The following is a 16544-nucleotide window of genomic DNA, read 5'->3' as shown; positions in this document are numbered from 1 at the left end:
GAAAAGGCGAAGCGATGATCTTCTACACCCGACGCGCCATCAAGGATATTTTGGAAAACCGGTTTCTCAATTTGGTGACCATCATCACCATTGCCCTGTCCATCCTGATCGTCAGCGCCTTCGGCCTCTTTTTCCTTAATGCGCAGGACATGTTCAACGCCTGGAAAAAGGGGGTCCGGATCATGGTTTACCTGGCACCGGAGACTTCCGAGGCCCAGCGTTTGGACACCCGCTACCGGCTTCAGACGATCGCCGGCATCCAAAGCATTCGCTTCATTTCAAAAGAGGATGCCCTAAAGCTGATGAAAGAGCGGATGCAGCGGCAGACGTCGTTGCTTGACAACATGCGTGAAAATCCGCTGCCCGACGCCTTTGAAGTGACCTTGGTCACCGAATCCAACTCGCCGGAAAAAATTGAATTTCTGGCCCAACGCCTCGAAAGCCTGCCGTCGGTGTCCGAAGTGGAGTACGGCCGGCAATGGATCGACCGTTTTGCCAACTTTTTCAATTTGTTCAAGCTGGTCGGATACGGTATGGGCGCCATGTTCTTCATGGCCACGGTATTCATTGCGGCCAACACCATCCGTCTGGTACTCTACGCCAGGCGGGAAGAGATCCATATCATGCGCCTGGTCGGAGCTACGGATAACTTCATCAAGTTTCCGTTCTACTTGGAGGGACTGATCCAGGGCCTTTCCGGAGGACTGCTCGGCCTGGGGTTGCTCTTTTCCGCCTTTTCGGCCATCGGGCTGCAGTTTGAACAGACGCTGAGTGCCGAGATGGTTGCCATTCGGTTTTTTTCCATGGGCACGTGTGCGGCTATTCTCGGCGGTGGCATGCTGACGGGCCTGTTGGGGTGCTTTTTTTCCCTTAAACAGTTCGTGAAGGAATGATGGATCGCTCGGACAAGAAGATCATGTCACCGGTCAAGCTTATTTCCCGTTACGGGACGTGTTGCCTGGTTTCCTTGGCTGGACTGATCTTGAGCGTGTACCCTCAGCCGCTTTTGGGTGCCGGGGATCCCAAACCGGCGACGGTCCTTGTTTCGGAACTCAACATGCGCTCCGGACCCGGCAGCCATAACCCGCCTATCAACACCTTGCGAAAAGGGGCCCGGGTGCTGGTACTCTCATACGAAGGCGAGTGGGTCCGGATTCTTTTCGAGGACCAGACCGGGTTTATCATGAACCGGGAAAGCTACCTGCGCATCGACGAGCCCGGTACGGCGCCGGCAGGTGACGCGTTACCTGCCGGTTTGCCGAACGATGCGACCGACAACCTGAACCGGAAGCTGGAGCGTTCAAGAGAAAAGGTGGATTCGTTTGCGAAAGCGGAGACTGCCATCATCAACGACCTGGACGACACCGAAAGAGCGCTCGACAGCGCCCGGAAAAAAGTGGCCCGACTATCTACGGAGCTCAAGGCCGTGGAGTTGCGCATTCGGGAGCTCGAAGCGCAATACCGGGAAATTGAGCAGCGGGCCAACCTCAACGAGAAGTATGTGGCTGGCCGGCTGGCAGCCCTCTACAAGCTCAGCTGGCTGGGTAAGTTCCATATCCTGGCATCGGCGGATTCCATGTTCGATTTCTTTTCCAGCAAACGTGCCATGGAGCAGATCCTGGCGCATGACGATGCCGTGCTGACCCAAATGTCCCGGGACAAGGCAGAGATGCAGGCGCTGCTGGCAAAGCTGGTCGCCAGGAAAAACGACAAGCAGGCGACTACGGCAGATCTGAGCGACCGCATCGACAGCATGAACAGCGAACAGGCCCGGCGGGAAGGGCTGCTCACGGAGATCCGGGAAAAAAAGTCGCTGCAGCTGGCGGTCATTGAATCCTTGAAGGCATCCGCCCGGGCCCTGGACCAGACGGTTGAATCCTTAAACGCCGAACCGCTTGCAGCGGACCCGTCACAAGCCATGGTTGCCGAAAAACCCTTTGCGGCGCTTAAAGGCTTGCTTATGATGCCGGTGAAAGGTAAAATAGTCTCCTTTTTCGGCCATTACAAAGACAGCAAATTAAAGGTGAGCCATTTTCAAAGCGGTATCAACATCAAAGCGGACAGGGGCGAACCGATCCGGGCCGTATACAGCGGTCAGACACTGTTTTCTTCCTGGTTCAAAGGCTTTGGTAACATGCTCATCATCGATCACGGCGACCACTACTACAGCGTGTACGCCCATCTGGAGGAGCAGTTCAAGTCAAAGGGAGATCCGGTTGAGGCCGGTGAAGTGATCGCCACCGTGGGCGATACCGGCTCAATGACCGGCGCCGGGCTGCATTTTGAGATACGCCACCACGGAAAACCGATGAATCCATTGGGTTGGATCAAGAAAGGCTAGAGGAGATACGAATGACAGCCAGAAAAACCCGACACCTGAAGATGTGGGTGGCAATGGTGCTCGTGTCAGCCGTGCTGATACTGGGTCACGGCTTTTACCGGGATTTGTCCGCCAACAGCGAAGAGACCTACAAAGGCTTGAAGCTTTTTTCCGATGTGATCGAGCTCATTCAGCGAAACTATGTGGATGAGGTCGAAACCCAGAAAATGATCGAAGCGGCCATTCAGGGAATGGTCCGAAGCTTGGACCCCCATTCCTCCCTGCTTCCACCCGATGCGCTCAAAGAGCTTCAGATCGACACCCACGGCGAGTTTACCGGCATCGGTATCCACGTGACCATGCGCAACAACCTGGTGACCGTCATCGCTCCCATCGAAGGCACGCCGGCCTACCGCGCCGGTATCAAGGCCGGGGACAAGATTATCAAGGTTGACGGCACGCCCAGTGAAGACCTGCGGGATGCGGTCAAGCGCATGCGCGGCCCCAAAGGCACCAGCGTGGTGATTACCGTCATCCGGCAAGGCGCACCCGAACCGATTGATTTCAGTCTGGTACGTGACGTGATTCCCATCTATAGCGTCAAGGCGGAGCTGCTCGAGCCGGGTTACGGATACATCTGGATCACCAACTTCAGGGAAAACACAACCGGCGACCTGATCGAGGCCCTGCAGGCGATGGAAACCGCCGAGACACCCATGAAGGGACTAATTTTAGACCTGCGGGACAACCCGGGGGGCATCCTGAACCAGGCCATCGAGGTGTCCGACCTGTTTCTGGACGAAGGTGAAATCCTCAGCATCAAGGGCCGAGAAGGACAAAACACCAAGGTGTTTCGGGCTCATGCCGACGACGTAAAACGCAATTATCCCATTGTGGTTCTGATCAACGGCGGAAGCGCCAGCGCTTCCGAGATCGTGGCCGGAGCGCTCCAGGACCACAAGCGGGCCCTGATTCTGGGGACCACCTCTTTCGGAAAGGGATCCGTGCAGACGGTGGAAACCTTGCGGGACGGCTACGGCCTCAAATTCACCATCGCCCGCTATTACACGCCCTCGGGCCGTTCCATCCAGGCCAAAGGGGTGGAGCCCGATGTGGAGGTCAAGCACCGCATCATCTCCGACACCGACACCACCGGCGAGCGGATGCTGAAGGAAAAAGACCTGAAAAATCATCTGGATGCCGATCCGGACGACGCTTTCGAAGAGCCCCGGACCGCGCCGGAAGCGACCAAGAAAGAAGTGCCCCCGGATCCCCCGGCGCTACAGCGCTTCAAGTCCAAACACAGTCCTCTGGACCGGGAGGCGCTCTTTTCCGACAACCAGGTTTTGCGTGCGCTGGACATCCTGATCAGCTACGATATCTTTAAAGACCTGAAAAATGGCTAAGAAAGTTTCCGCAAAACCCAGGGCACGGAAAAAAAAGAAAAATAAAGGCTTCAACCCCAAGCTTCAGTTGATGAAGGTCATTGCCGGAGTGACGTTGCTGGTGTGCCTCGTGGTCACGGCCGGACTTCTGGCCAATCGGTTTCTCATGCGGCCTGTGCCACCGGTGGCCTCCAAGACCAAGCCCATTCCCGTGACCCGGCCCGACACCGGCCCGGTCCATCACAGCGTCCCTGATTACGAAGCGTTCAACCGTGAAGCGGTGCCGCCACCACCTCCCATCACCCGGATCAAGCCGATTACCAACGGCATTCCCGTGGCTATCATCATCGATGATATCGGCTACGACCGAAAAATGGCCGAAGAGTTTCTGGAGTTGGATGTGCCGCTCACCTTCTCCGTGCTCCCCGAAGGCACCTTCAACCACAGCATCATCGACCAGGCCCTGAAAAAAGATGTTGAGATCATGCTTCATCTGCCCATGGAGCCGGGCAACTACCCCAGCGTCAACCCCGGGCCCGGCGCGCTTTTGTCCACCATGAAGCCCGATGAACTCATCGCCCAGCTCAATGCGAACCTCGACCGCGTCCCCAGTGTCAAGGGGGTCAACAACCACATGGGGTCCAAGCTGACGGCATCATCCGCGCAGATGCGCCAGATCTTCACCATTCTGAAAAAGCGGGACCTATTCTTTATAGACAGCCGCACATCTGCAGACACTCTGTGCCGGCCGTCGGCGGAACTGCTCCACCTGCCCTTTGCCGAGCGGGATGTGTTCATCGACCACGAGCAGACCCGAGCGTTTGTGAGAAAACAGCTCAACCTGCTGATAAAAAGAGCCAAGCGCCAGGGCTACGCCATCGGAATCGCCCATCCCCACCCGGTCACTCTCGAGGTGCTGAAGGAAATGCTCCCCGATCTGAAAAAGGCTGTTTTTCTTACCCATGCGTCCCGGGTGGTTGCCTTTCAGCAGGGGTGACCGAACGGGCGGATTGTGGATTGAATCCTTGTGATACCGAGGTGTGAAGATGAACCTATTTTCTGGAATATTATACAATTTCAAGGGTTTGTGGCTTGGGGTCCGAACACCCCGGTTGTTGCTGCTGGGGTTTTTGCGTTTTGCCGTGGTGGCCGTCTTGACGGTGGCTGTCTCCGGGTTGATTCTGGCCAAGCACGCGGACATCCTGGCCCTGTTGTGGCAGCAGCCCGAAAGCCCGTGGATCGTCTGGCTCTGGCACCTGGCCTCCTGGTTGCTCTCGCTTTTGCTGATGGGCATATCGGCAGTGGCTGCCTATCTGTTGGCACAGGTACTGTTTGCCGTGTTTATCATGGATTTGATGTCCCGCATTACCGAACGCCTGGTCACCGGAAAGGCGACGGCGCTGCCCCATGTGTCGATCCTGAACCAAATGGGATTTCTGGTTCGCCAGGAACTGCCCCGTAACGTCATCCCGGTTTTGCTGACGCTGTTCATCATGGTCCTGGCCTGGTTTACGCCTCTGGGGCCCTTGCTGACTGTCATTGGTCCCATGGTGGCGGCCATCTTCCTGGCCTGGGACAACACGGACCTCATCCCCGCCCGCAACCTCCAGCCTTTTGGTCAACGATTCAAAGCCCTGGGAAAAACGCCTCTCTTCCATCTGGGCTTCGGATTGCCCTTTCTCATCCCCGTGCTGAACCTGATCTTCCTGAGCTTTGCACCGGTGGGGGCCACTTTGTATCATTTGGATCGGGAGAGAAAAGCGGCGCCACCATCGGCGGCCTAAGGGCGTATCTTTTCACCTCCATTTCAGTGAATCGTGCATCAATCACCGATTGACCAACCCAAAGCTGCCCGGGATGGTCAATGGCTATCGATGGCGCACACGGCCCGCCTATTCAAAGCTGGCCGGTATCGTAATCCAGGCGCCTACCAACAGGCCGACCACGGCAAAAGAAAACAGAAAAAAGTTGGCAATCAATGTCGCCACATAGACAAGCCCGGCATTCACCAGAAACACCGTTCCGCCGATGAGGCCCTCGACGGCCGTGATGGCGTTGGCCTTTAGGGTCGTCGCCTTGAGTCGGTTGAGGATGCGATGAACGATGCGCCGGTTAAAAAGAATCCACACGGCAAACCCGGTAACCATGCCCACGGCCAACAACAGCCATTGTTCCGGAGAAATGGCCAGCAGCCGGCTGCGCAGGTCAAGGATATGACGGCTCGAATAGATCATGCTGCACCTCCTTGTGGGAAAAGAGGTCTTAAGACCAAGCGGGTATTTTCCCATTTTATCCCGGTGGGTTGGCGGTTGTCAAAAAAAAGACGCATCCGCCGGGCTGGTTCGGCCTGCGGGCCAGTGCAGGACGGTGGCAGTGGAATTGGCCGCAGCCGTGGTCGGTTGCCATAAGGAGAATTCGGATGGACGTTGCGATTCTTGCAGCACGGATACGAAGGATGCGTTTTACGCGCAAGACAGTTGCACCCGCCTGGACGTGAAACAATCTATTCGTTGGTTTTTTCTGGTTCGACTGTTCTTAAATTTAAAATTTCATCTGAACTTTAAAACACATCACTTTTTTTAATCAATAGCCCATCTTGTGTTAATGGTCCAGAAAAATGGCATCAAACAGGTAACTATCTATAAATATAATAAATCAAGTTGTTGCCTGGGCGGGTGATCCCATAAAAAGAGACAAGGCCCTAAAAAGGGCCTTGTCAAAGGGGGAGGAGGAAGGAGGAGCGTGTCAACCTTGCTGACTTGAAATGCAAGGCCCTTGCCATTATTACAAGATTTTAATTTTGACCGGTATTCCGGACAGGTTGTCGGCCTGATTGAACGGAAGGCAACCCCGTGCGATGATCACCATCTTGTCGAGGGCCGCAAGCCAATCCAGATTACTTAACGCCCACCTGTCTCCTGTCCGCATGGTTTTCCGGGAATCTGTTCAGAACCATCCGCTTCGGGCTGCCGCTCATCCGGTCCCGGTGTTTCGGGCTGCGATAGCCACCCAACCCTCTTTTTCCATCACCTCGACGACCGCATAACCCTTTTCCTTCAATCCTGAAAGCACGATCTCCTTTTTGTCCGTGATAATCCCGGAACAGATCAACAGCCCGTTTTCCTTCAGCACGGATTTCACCTCCGGCAGCAGGTCCAGGATAACCTCGGCAAGGATGTTTGCCGCCATTATATCGAACGTTCGGTGCACCTCGTCCACAAGGTTGCCCGTGGAGAGACCGAAACTATCGATGTGGTTAACCTGCAGGTTTTTCCCGGCCACGCTCACTGCCACCTCGTCGTTATCCACGCCGCAGACGGTTCCTGCACCCAGTTTGGCGGCGGCGATCATCAGGATGCCCGATCCGGTGCCCACGTCCAGAAAGGCGTCGCCGGGTTTGAGATGGGTCTGGAGCATCCGGATGCACAGGCTTGTGGTGGCATGCGTGCCGGTGCCAAAGGCCATTCCCGGGTCGATCTCAAGAATGATCTCTTGCGGTCGGGCCGGGTACTCCCGCCAGGAGGGCTTGACTACGATCGTGTCGGTGATCCGCTCCGGCCAGAAATACTCCTTCCACGCCTCGGCCCAGTCCTGCTCGTCGATGCGAGTGTATTCGACATGGGTGTTGATGCCGGAGACACGCGCCAGTCGCTGCAGTGCCGCTTCAAGGGCTTCGCACTTGCCGGCCGAACGGTGTGTGTCTGCAAAATAGCCTGTGACACCGGGCGCTTTTGCAGGGGGGATGGCGTCGTCGCTCCAATCCTGCCCCGGATCCGTTTCCGGGTCATCGACGACGACGCCCTTCAGGTCGAGATCGTAGAAGATATCGGCCACGAGGTCGGTTGCCAGAGCCCGGTCGGGGCCGTCAAAGGTCACTTTTGCGGCAATCCATTTCATGACGAGTCCCTATAAAAAGGCAAGAGATGGGTTTCACGTTACGTTCAGTCTCTGCGTCGATTTACACCAGATCCCATTTCCCCAGGGTTTACGGGCCTTCATGCCGACCTTTCGGTGAAATCGATTGACTTGTGCTACTTTTTTTCGTTGCATCCTGGCCGGTTTGAAAATGCGCCTTCGGCGGGTTGAAATAACCGTATTGCAGATCGGGAAAGCGCTTGCGGATCAGTTGCAGCAGCCGGCCCATTCCGACGGGCGGGCCAAGCGGGGTGACAGCGCTCATCGTCTTGAGATAGCGCTGGGGGTCGAAATTGAGGTTGCGCCACTGAATCTGGTGAACGGGGTGCTTTTCCAGAAAGACAAACAAGGCGGCCGCTTCTTCGGGACTGTCGGTAAAGCCCGGGCAGTTCAGATAGTTAATGGATACGTGCTTGCCTCGGGCGATGGCCAGGTCGATGCTTTCCACGACGTGGGCAAAGCGATATCCCTTGGGCCGGAAGTAGGCGGTGTAGCAGGCTTCCCGAACCGAATTCATGCTCACACGCAGGCTGTCCAGTCCGGCATCGAGAAGCGGCGCCAGTACATGCGGCAGGCTGGCGTTGGTGTTCAGGTTGATGGTGCCCTGCGCGGTTTTTTCACGGATCAGGGCGATCGCCGGGCCGATGGTCCGGGCGGCCATGAGCGGGTCGCCTTCGCATCCCTGACCGAAGCTGACCACGCTGTTCTCCACCCGCCCAATGTGGGCCAGGGCGACACCGGCGATCTCTTCAGCCGACGGGGTAAAGGCGATGCGGTTCTGACTGCTGGTCAACCGATCGTTATGTTGGAGGGAAATGCATCCCAGGCAACGGGCATTGCAGGTGCGCGAGGTGGGCAGGGGCGCCTCGTAACGGCCCAAGAAAAAATTCTTACCCGCCGGACATCCGTATGTCAACGCGCAGTGCTCCAAGTGTCGGGCCAGACGATTGTCCGGCAACAGCTTTCTCATCTGTTCGACGCCGGCCACAATGTTCTCCCTGGGCATGCGGCGCAGATCCTGGCGGGGTTCTGTATCCACCACGATACCCGCCGATCTGAAGCCGTGAACATGCCAGCCCACCGCACCATAAGAAAACAGAGGCAGAATGGCTGCCTCGGGAAGCTCTTGGTAGGCGCAGGTTTGGGCCAGCACTACGCCGGGAGAGTTGAAGGCCGCCACCGGAAAAATGCGTTCGCCTGGTGAATAGGGGTTTCGGTCGACGGGTCTCACCTGTCCGTTTTCCAGATCCATGAGCACAGGCACCCGGTCCGGCAGGAACATCAATTCACTGCCGTAAGGCAATTCGATGGTGTTTCCCGAGGTGATGGGTGACAACAGGTCACCGTCGGCACCCACGGCGGCAAAGCCTTCCAGGTCGACGATCTCACCTTTTTCATTGGCCACCACGGCAACGAGCAGGTCAGGCTTCTGATGCGTCTTGGATTTGCTTTTTCTGGGTGGTCGTCGCGATTTATTCATGGCTTGGCCTTTTGGGCCGGCAATCGGTACAGCGGTGCCAAACGCCCTGGTGTGACACCGGACAGAATGCCGATGGCAATAATCGTATTGATCATCGTGGTTCGCATCGGCCCCAGGCGCCGCCACCTTCGACCGGAGGTGACAACGGCGGCCGGAGCGATGGCGATGCGGCCCTTGCGGGCCATCCGGCGAACCAGATAGAGGTCTTCGGCGATGGGTACATCGGCAAATCCGCCAACCTCGGCGAAATCACGTTGGCGCAGGAACAACCCTTGATCGCCGTAAGGCAGGTTGAGCCAACCGGCACGCAGATTGGTGCAAAAGGCAATGAATCGCATGCTCGGCGTATGGAGGTCGGTTGCAAAGCGGAATGCCCCCAGCCGGGTGCGGCGGTCCATCAGGGCATCGAAAATATGATGAACATAATTGCGGGGCAGCCGGGTGTCCGCGTGGAGAAAAAGCAGCACCTCGCCTCGCGCGGCGGCTGCACCCCGGTTTTGCTGGCCGGCCCGTCCCCGTCGGCCGGAGACGATGCGTGCGCCCAAAGAGCCGGCAATTTGCACGGTGCGGTCCGCACTGCCGCCGTCCGAGACGATGATTTCCGCATCGGGAGATGCGGCTGCGGCGAGGGTTCGGGGCAGTTGCCGGGCTTCGTCGATCGCGGGGATGATCACCGACAGGTAGGGTGGTGGCACATGGTCAGCGCCTTTCTCCCGGACCAGATCGTCCGGCGTGTCCAGATCGTTCAGCGGTGCCAGCATATGGGGCGTCATGCCATTTTTCCTGGCCAGCGCCAGGGATTTTTCCAATACGTCCGGCCGGCCCCACACGATGCCGTCAAAGATGGTCTCGGGCCTTGTCATGCCCACCAGCCAGTAGCCGCCATCGAGACTAGGCCCGAACACCAGGTCTTTTTCGTGCAGCGCGCTGAAGGCCTCCTCCAACATTTCAGTGGTCAGCCCGGGAATGTCCGTTCCAACCAGCACCACCCGGCGGGCACCAGCGTCAAAAGCGTCTTTAATAGCCAGGTGCATGCGACGGCCCAGGTCCCCGGTTGCCTGGGCCAGATAACGGATTGACCCGCCGCCCAACCATCGGCAAAGCAGCTTGGCACTGCCGCCGTCATGACAGAACACCAGTCGGGCCCCGATCCGCTGTGCAGCTTGGCGTGCGGTGGCCACGCTTTTCTCGGCAAGTCGCTTCTGAAGTGCCGCAGCACCGGTCGGCCCTAAGGCAGGAATCAGCCGGGTTTTTGTCATTCCGACCCTTGGGTATCGGCCGAAAACAATCAGATGGGCGGAAGCGTCTGGGATTAACACAGTTCTCCTGAAAGGCGTTAGCTTGGTAAACGGTTGCCTGTTAAGGCGATACGTCTTTTTTGCCTATCATATCCTACGGTCAAAGTACATCCGAGACCCGGACGTGATTGGTCCTTGGCCACCACAACCGGATCTCCAAAAAATGGCTTGACCGTGGCGATCCTTTGGGATATGGCTCATATTCAGCGGACAGGCTGAAGCTTGTCTTTTGCGTTTCAAAAAGCAACCCATCCATAAAATCAGGCCACGAAGGTTTCCGTCCAGAAGGACGGATGGCATCGTGGCCTTTTTGTTTTTAGAAAAAGCCACGGATGGATTCGCTATGGTTTGATGGCCCGGCTGCAGCCCTTTTCGAATGACGTTTTCAACGACAAACAGCGATTCCCCTGTCCGCAAGGTTACGGTGGTGCCCCGTGCTCCGGTGGGTCGATTCGCAAGGAGCGATGGATTGATGAGACGAGGACGGTTCAAGGCGTGTATGGTTGTTTTAGCGGCATCGATGACCATCGGCATTTGCAGTCCGGCACTGTCGGCCGAGGTTGCCTACGAAGAAGATCCGGCTCAAAAGACAGGCGGAGTCAAGAGCCTGGAGAAGCGGATCGAGCAGTTGGAAAACGCTGTGAGCAGGCCGATTGAGGGACAAAAGTGGTATGACCGTATTGAAATCGGCGGCCTGATCGAGGCCGAGGCGCATTACCAGCAAATCGATTATCAGGATGCCGCCGTGGCGGATACGGATGAAAGCGACGTGGACCTGGCCACGGTCGAGCTGGCCGTGGATGCCAGAATCGTCGGGCACGTGGATGGCCACGTCCTGTTCAAGTACGAAGACGATGATGTCTTCGTCGACGAGGGGTTCATTGCCCTGAGCGGCACAGAGTCCTTTCCGGCCTACCTGATCGCCGGGCGCCAATATGTTCCTTTTGGCAATTTTACCAGCTACTTCGTTACCGACCCGACCACCTTGATTCTGGGTGAGACCAACGGGGGTGCCGTGGTGGCCGGATACCGCTTCGGCGATGAGAGGGTCGATTTTTCCGCAGGTCTCTTCAACGGCAAAATCGACCAAGCCGGTGATGACGACACCATCGACAGCTTCGTGCTATCCGTGACTGCAAAACCCCTGGACGTTCTCACGGCTGGCGTTTCCTACACCTCCAACCTGGCTTCGGCCGATGCCTTTTTCGAGGATGCCATCGATGGCGTCGGCGTCACTGAATTACAGGATCTTGTCGGCGGCTGGTCGGCGTTTGTGAACGTCGACGTTCTCGACCGCTTCATGATCATCGGTGAATACATGGGGGCCCTGGATGACTTCCAGGCCGGCGAACTTTATGATACGACGGACACCACGCAACGGAAACCGACCGCCTGGAACATCGAACTCGGTGCTGGTATCACCGAGGACCTGGAAGTGGCCGTGCGTTACGGCGGGTCCGACGACGGGGCGGACGTTTTGCCTGAAACCCAGTACGGCGTCGTGTTGAACTGGGGCTTTTTCGAAAAAACCAACCTTGCGCTGGAATACCTGCACGCCAAATTTGAAGACACCTCTCTGGCCGTGGACCAGGAGGCCGACACCTATACCGCCCAGCTGGCTGTGGAATTTTAAATTGCCCAGGTGCATGCGCCACTGGCCGATCCTGGCAATGAACCATTCCATTTGAGCCTTTATCCAACATGTGCGATATGAAAATGCCTGGAGGAAAACGATGCACACAAACAGAATTAAAATTTGTACGGTTGTCATGGCTGCCTTAATTCTCATTTCCAGTACCGCGCTGGCCCATTTCGGCATGGTGATTCCGTCCGACACCATGGTGATGCAGGAAGACAGTCGCACGATCACGCTATCCCTCTCTTTTTCCCATCCCATGGAGATGGTCGGCATGGAGCTGGATAAACCCAACGTCTTCGCTGTGTCGGCCAATGGTAAAAACCAGGCGCTGCTCGACCAACTGAAACCGACCAGGGTCATGGAGCATGCGGCCTGGACGATCGATTACCCCATCAAACGCCCCGGCGTCTACATGTTCCACATGGAGCCGCAGCCCTATTGGGAACCGGCCGAGGACTGTTTCATCATTCACATTACCAAAACCGTGGTTACCGCTTTCGGTGATGACGAGGGCTGGGATGCCGAACTGGGGTTGAAAACCGAGATTGTGCCCCTATCCAAACCATACGGCCTCTATGCCGGCAACGTGTTCCAGGGGATTGTGAAGATGAACGGCAAAGCCGTTCCATATGCCGAAGTGGAAGTGGAGCATTACAACCAGAACAAGACCGCGCACGCGCCGACCGACTACATGGTGACCCAGACCATCAAGGCCGACGGCAACGGTGTCTTCACCTACGCAACGCCCAATGCGGGATGGTGGGGATTTGCAGCCTTGAACACGGCGGACTACACGATCAAGCATGACGGTGAGGACAAAGAGGTTGAGATGGGGGCTGTGATCTGGGTATACTTTCACGACTGGAAATAAACGACTATGCATATTTCAGAAGGGGTCTTGAGCGGGCCGGTGCTCGTCGCCGGGGCGGCCGTTGCCCTGGCCGGCACGGCCGCCGGCCTGAAAAAGCTGGAATTGGACCGGGTGGCCCAGGCCGGGATGCTTTCGGCGGCATTTTTCGTGGCATCGCTGATCCATGTGCCGGTGGGGCCGTCCAGCGTTCATCTGATCCTGAATGGCATCGTGGGGCTGTTGCTGGGGTGGGCGGCCTTCCCGGCCATTCTGACGGCCCTATCGCTTCAGGCCATGATGTTTCAATACGGGGGAATCACCACCCTGGGCGTCAACACGGTGATCATGGCCCTGCCGGCGTTGATATGTTACCATCTATTCGGCCCGTTTGTCCTGAAGCCATCCCGGATAGCCGTGCCAGCGGCGTTTGCCTGCGGTGCCGGGTCCGTTTTTCTGGGGGCGGTTCTGGCCGGTGTCAGCCTGATGTTTACAGAAGGCAGTTTCCTCGAAGTGGCCGGCCTGATCGTTACCGCTCACCTGCCGGTGATGGCTATCGAAGGGCTCGTCACTGTCTTTTGTGTGGCATTTTTAAAGAAAGTCAAGCCTGAAATGCTGCCTGGATATGATGCCGCGGTTTTTCAACAACCGAAGAAATGATTCAGCGGACATGTTTATGAAACGATTACTTGCCGGATTGGTCTCGACAGCATTCTGCAGTCTTCTGATCCTTGCTCCAGCATATGCCCACAAAGTGACGGTCTTCGCCTGGGCCGATGGGGAGCAGGTCTTTACCGAAAGCAAGTTCAGCGGTGGTAAAATGGTGAAAGAAGGCAAGGTGGAGGTGTTTGACAGCAGTGGAAACCTGCTGTTGGAGGGCCGGACCGACGACAACGGGGCGTTTGCCTTCAAGGCTCCGGTAATTGCCGATTTGAAGATCGTGCTCACCGCCGGTATGGGCCACCAAAATTCGTGGCTGCTCACCGCCGCTGAACTCGGGATGGGAGAATCCGCTGGGAATGCAATACCTGCCTCTTCGCCCGAACCGGCCGGGGTGGACCAACGACACGAAATGGACCCACCATCGGCGGAAGCCGGATTGACGGCCCGGGAAATAGAGACCATCGTGGCCCGCCAGCTCGAAGAAAAGATCAAGCCCCTGGCCCGAATGGTAGCCGCATCCCAGGAAAAAGGCCCCACGATAGGTGAGATTCTCGGCGGTATCGGCTACATTCTCGGCCTGGTGGGCCTGGGCGCCTATGTGCGCTACCGAAAGGAGCGCAGGCGCCCATGATCAGCGAATCTTTTGCCGAGGGCAGTTCGTGGATACATGGCATCGACCCCCGGTTGCGCGCAACCGGCGCCGTGGCGTATGCCGTCGTGGTGGCCGTTTCCTACGATTTTAAGGCACTTTTCGTCGCCCTGGTCCTATCGCTGTTCCTGGCATTGTCGGCCCGGCTCGATTGGCGGGCGGTTGGGCGACGCCTCATGGCACCGGCGGTCTTTCTGCTGCTGCTGTGGGCGGTGCTGCCCTGGTCCTACGAGGGGGATGCGCTGGCCGCGCTCGGACCACTGACCGTCACCCGCCAGGGCGTGACCCTGTGTGCCCAGATCAGTTTGAAGACCGTCTGCCTGATGCTGGCCTTTATGGCCCTGGTGGCCACCATGACCGTGGACACCCTCGGCCACGCCTTGAACCGGCTGCGGCTGCCGGACAAGATGGTTCACCTGTTGTTGATCACCTATCGCTACCTCTTCGTGATCGAGCAGGAATACCAGCGCCTGGTGCGGGCCATGAAGATCCGCAACTTCCATCCCAAGACCAACCTGCACAGCTACCGGACCTATGCCTACCTGGTAGGCATGCTTTTTGTCCGGGCCTCGGAGCGCGCCCGGCGGGTTCACAACGCCATGATCTGCCGGGGCTTTAACGGCCGGTTTGTCAGCCTTCGCGAGTTTCCGCCAAATCCCCGCAACCAATTATTTGCCATTGGATTCAGTTTTTTCCTGGTCCTTTTGGCAACCCTGGAGTGGATGAAATAAGTTGATGCGGTCAGTGTGCCCATGCTACACAGGCGGCGGTCATTTCCGTTGCAGGCCGGTTTCCGTCCAATGAAGGCGCCAATCCATGAGTCCCGTTATTTTCAACCTGTCGAAAATTTGCTACGCCTACCCCGGCGGTCGGCTGATCCTCAACAATCTCGATTTCCACCTGCACGCCGGCGACCGAATAGGGCTGGTGGCGCCCAACGGCAGCGGCAAGACCACGTTGTTTCACATCATCATGGGGTTGATCAAACCCCTTTCCGGAAGGGTCGAGGCGTTTGGCGAAGCGCGGGAAACGGAGGCCGATTTCATTGAGGTGCGCCGGCGCATCGGTCTTTTATTTCAGGACGCCGACGATCAGCTCTTTTCTCCCACAGTGCTCGAGGATGTGGCCTTCGGACCGCTGAACCTGGGAAAGCCCCGCGACGAAGCAGTGGCCGTGGCCAGAAAAACGCTCGATTTTCTGGGCCTGAACGGTTTCGAGGATCGGGTCACCTACAAGCTGTCCGGTGGGGAGAAGCGACTGGTTTCCCTGGCAACGGTGCTGGCCATGGAGCCGGAGGTATTGCTGTTGGACGAACCTTCCACCGGCTTGGACGCATCCACCAAGGATAAGCTCATCGACATTCTCAACGGGCTGGATCTCTCCCTGGTGCTCATTTCCCACGAATTCGATTTTCTATCCAAAACCGCAGGGCACATCTACACCATGGATGGCGGACGGGTCTGCTTTGACCAGGAGCTTCACATCCACACCCACGAGCACGCCCATCTGATGGGCAAGCAGCCCCACCGGCACGTGTAACTCGGTCATCTCATCCCGAAAGCCTTATTAGATCGTAACTTATTGATGAAAAAAGATATTCGCTTTACAGCCATATGAATATGTATTATTTCATGGTGGGTGGTGAATCATAATCCAGTATGCAGTAAAGGATGGATCATGGGCATGGAAAAAAGTGATTTGAAGCTGAAACGGGGCGCCGTGATAAGATTTGTTGACGAAGAGAAGGGTGAAATGACCGAAGGCCTGTTTATCGGCCCCGAAGACCACAGCGACTTTATCGTCGTTCCCTTGTCTGCATCGATGCAGCAGAAAAAACAAGGCGCACCCCTGCACGCCAGATGCAGGGCCCGGGGCGGTATGGTTGAATTCAGGTCTGCGATCGTGGAAATAATCCACCACCCGGTCCGCCTTTGGCGAATCAAGGTGCCGACGGAAGTGAGCACCTTCGATTTACGCGACCACAAGCGAATTCAATGCTCGGTGTCCGCGGACATGGAAGCCGTTGACAAGGGTCAGTTCGTCACCGGAATTATTCGGGATATCAGCAAAAGCGGCGCACGCTGCATGTTTCCGCGCACGGAAGCGGCGGACAACGTTTTTGAACTGGATCAGGCCATTACGCTGCGCTGCACATTCCCGGGCATTCCGGGAGTACAGTCTAGCGTGGGCACGATTACCGAAATCCTAAAATCGGATGCGGAGCTGTCCATCGGCATTCAGTTCACCGAAGCGGTGTGGTGGGTGCCACCTTATCACTGATTTTCCGCTGCCCCGCCATTATGAACGGTTGGCCGGGTGGCCCCCCACGTTCGGGGGCGCCGGCTCAT

At 57.0% G+C, this 16544-nt stretch carries 16 protein-coding genes; 12 read left to right on the top strand and 4 right to left on the bottom strand.

Annotation, left to right across the window (positions count from 1 at the left end):
• Positions 1-14 precede the first annotated feature (14 nt).
• The 5 genes from ftsX (at position 15) to ACZCED_RS00150 (ending at position 5489) form a co-directional block, all read left to right on the top strand.
• Positions 15-893, top strand: coding sequence for a permease-like cell division protein FtsX (gene ftsX / locus ACZCED_RS00170; protein WP_462971300.1), 879 nt, complete (start codon positions 15-17; stop codon positions 891-893).
• A 95-nt stretch (positions 894-988) separates the two neighbouring features.
• The gene (locus ACZCED_RS00165; RefSeq protein WP_462971333.1) at positions 989-2341 is read left to right on the top strand and encodes a peptidoglycan DD-metalloendopeptidase family protein; all 1353 of its coding nucleotides are present in this window, start codon (positions 989-991) and stop codon (positions 2339-2341) included.
• A gap of 11 nt (positions 2342-2352) precedes the next feature.
• On the top strand, positions 2353-3726 hold the full coding sequence (locus ACZCED_RS00160; protein ID WP_462971301.1) for a S41 family peptidase: 1374 nt from the start codon (positions 2353-2355) through the stop codon (positions 3724-3726).
• Entirely contained in the window at positions 3719-4702 is a 984-nt protein-coding gene (locus tag ACZCED_RS00155; protein WP_464859952.1) for a divergent polysaccharide deacetylase family protein, read from the top strand. Before ACZCED_RS00160 ends, ACZCED_RS00155 begins: the two co-directional genes overlap by 8 nt.
• Positions 4703-4751: 49 nt before the next feature.
• The gene (locus tag ACZCED_RS00150; protein ID WP_462971303.1) at positions 4752-5489 is read left to right on the top strand and encodes an EI24 domain-containing protein; all 738 of its coding nucleotides are present in this window, start codon (positions 4752-4754) and stop codon (positions 5487-5489) included.
• Positions 5490-5597: 108 nt separating this feature from the next.
• On the opposite strand, the gene ACZCED_RS00145 is transcribed toward ACZCED_RS00150, so the two are convergent.
• From ACZCED_RS00145 to ACZCED_RS00130, 4 genes are all read right to left on the bottom strand, one after another.
• Positions 5598-5939 carry a hypothetical protein gene (locus ACZCED_RS00145; RefSeq protein WP_462971304.1) on the bottom strand — a complete coding sequence of 114 codons (342 nt, stop codon included), beginning with the start codon at positions 5937-5939 and terminating at the stop codon, positions 5598-5600.
• Positions 5940-6678: 739 nt separating this feature from the next.
• Positions 6679-7602 (bottom strand): 50S ribosomal protein L11 methyltransferase, encoded by a 924-nt coding sequence (prmA, locus tag ACZCED_RS00140; protein WP_462971305.1) that lies wholly within the window; start codon positions 7600-7602, stop codon positions 6679-6681.
• A gap of 88 nt (positions 7603-7690) precedes the next feature.
• The gene (locus ACZCED_RS00135) at positions 7691-9100 is read right to left on the bottom strand and encodes a radical SAM protein (RefSeq protein ID WP_462971306.1); all 1410 of its coding nucleotides are present in this window, start codon (positions 9098-9100) and stop codon (positions 7691-7693) included.
• A complete protein-coding gene (locus tag ACZCED_RS00130) occupies positions 9097-10419 on the bottom strand; it encodes a TIGR04283 family arsenosugar biosynthesis glycosyltransferase (RefSeq protein WP_462971307.1) in 1323 nt (440 codons plus the stop codon). Before ACZCED_RS00130 ends, ACZCED_RS00135 begins: the two co-directional genes overlap by 4 nt.
• A gap of 451 nt (positions 10420-10870) precedes the next feature.
• On the opposite strand from ACZCED_RS00130, the gene ACZCED_RS00125 reads away from it, so the two are divergent.
• The 7 genes from ACZCED_RS00125 to ACZCED_RS00095 all read left to right on the top strand — a co-directional run bounded on the left by ACZCED_RS00125 (position 10871) and on the right by ACZCED_RS00095 (position 16476).
• A complete protein-coding gene (locus ACZCED_RS00125; RefSeq protein ID WP_464859951.1) occupies positions 10871-12031 on the top strand; it encodes an LbtU family siderophore porin in 1161 nt (386 codons plus the stop codon).
• Between the two features lie 100 nt (positions 12032-12131).
• Positions 12132-12908 carry a DUF4198 domain-containing protein gene (locus ACZCED_RS00120; protein ID WP_464859950.1) on the top strand — a complete coding sequence of 259 codons (777 nt, stop codon included), beginning with the start codon at positions 12132-12134 and terminating at the stop codon, positions 12906-12908.
• 6 nt (positions 12909-12914) lie between these two features.
• The gene (cbiM, locus tag ACZCED_RS00115) at positions 12915-13544 is read left to right on the top strand and encodes a cobalt transporter CbiM (RefSeq protein ID WP_464859949.1); all 630 of its coding nucleotides are present in this window, start codon (positions 12915-12917) and stop codon (positions 13542-13544) included.
• 16 nt (positions 13545-13560) lie between these two features.
• The gene (locus ACZCED_RS00110) at positions 13561-14178 is read left to right on the top strand and encodes a hypothetical protein (RefSeq protein WP_464859948.1); all 618 of its coding nucleotides are present in this window, start codon (positions 13561-13563) and stop codon (positions 14176-14178) included.
• The gene (gene cbiQ, locus ACZCED_RS00105; protein WP_462971312.1) at positions 14175-14927 is read left to right on the top strand and encodes a cobalt ECF transporter T component CbiQ; all 753 of its coding nucleotides are present in this window, start codon (positions 14175-14177) and stop codon (positions 14925-14927) included. The genes ACZCED_RS00110 and cbiQ overlap by 4 nt, the downstream gene beginning before the upstream one ends.
• An 85-nt stretch (positions 14928-15012) precedes the next feature.
• Positions 15013-15735 (top strand): energy-coupling factor ABC transporter ATP-binding protein, encoded by a 723-nt coding sequence (locus tag ACZCED_RS00100; protein WP_462971313.1) that lies wholly within the window; start codon positions 15013-15015, stop codon positions 15733-15735.
• Positions 15736-15873: 138 nt separating this feature from the next.
• Positions 15874-16476 (top strand): PilZ domain-containing protein, encoded by a 603-nt coding sequence (locus ACZCED_RS00095; protein ID WP_464859947.1) that lies wholly within the window; start codon positions 15874-15876, stop codon positions 16474-16476.
• Positions 16477-16544: the final 68 nt, after the last annotated feature.

The sequence above is a fragment of the Desulfosarcina sp. genome (genome assembly GCF_055467485.1).
The sequence above is the reverse complement of the archived record's forward strand: the minus strand, read 5'-3'. Positions and strand labels throughout refer to the sequence as shown.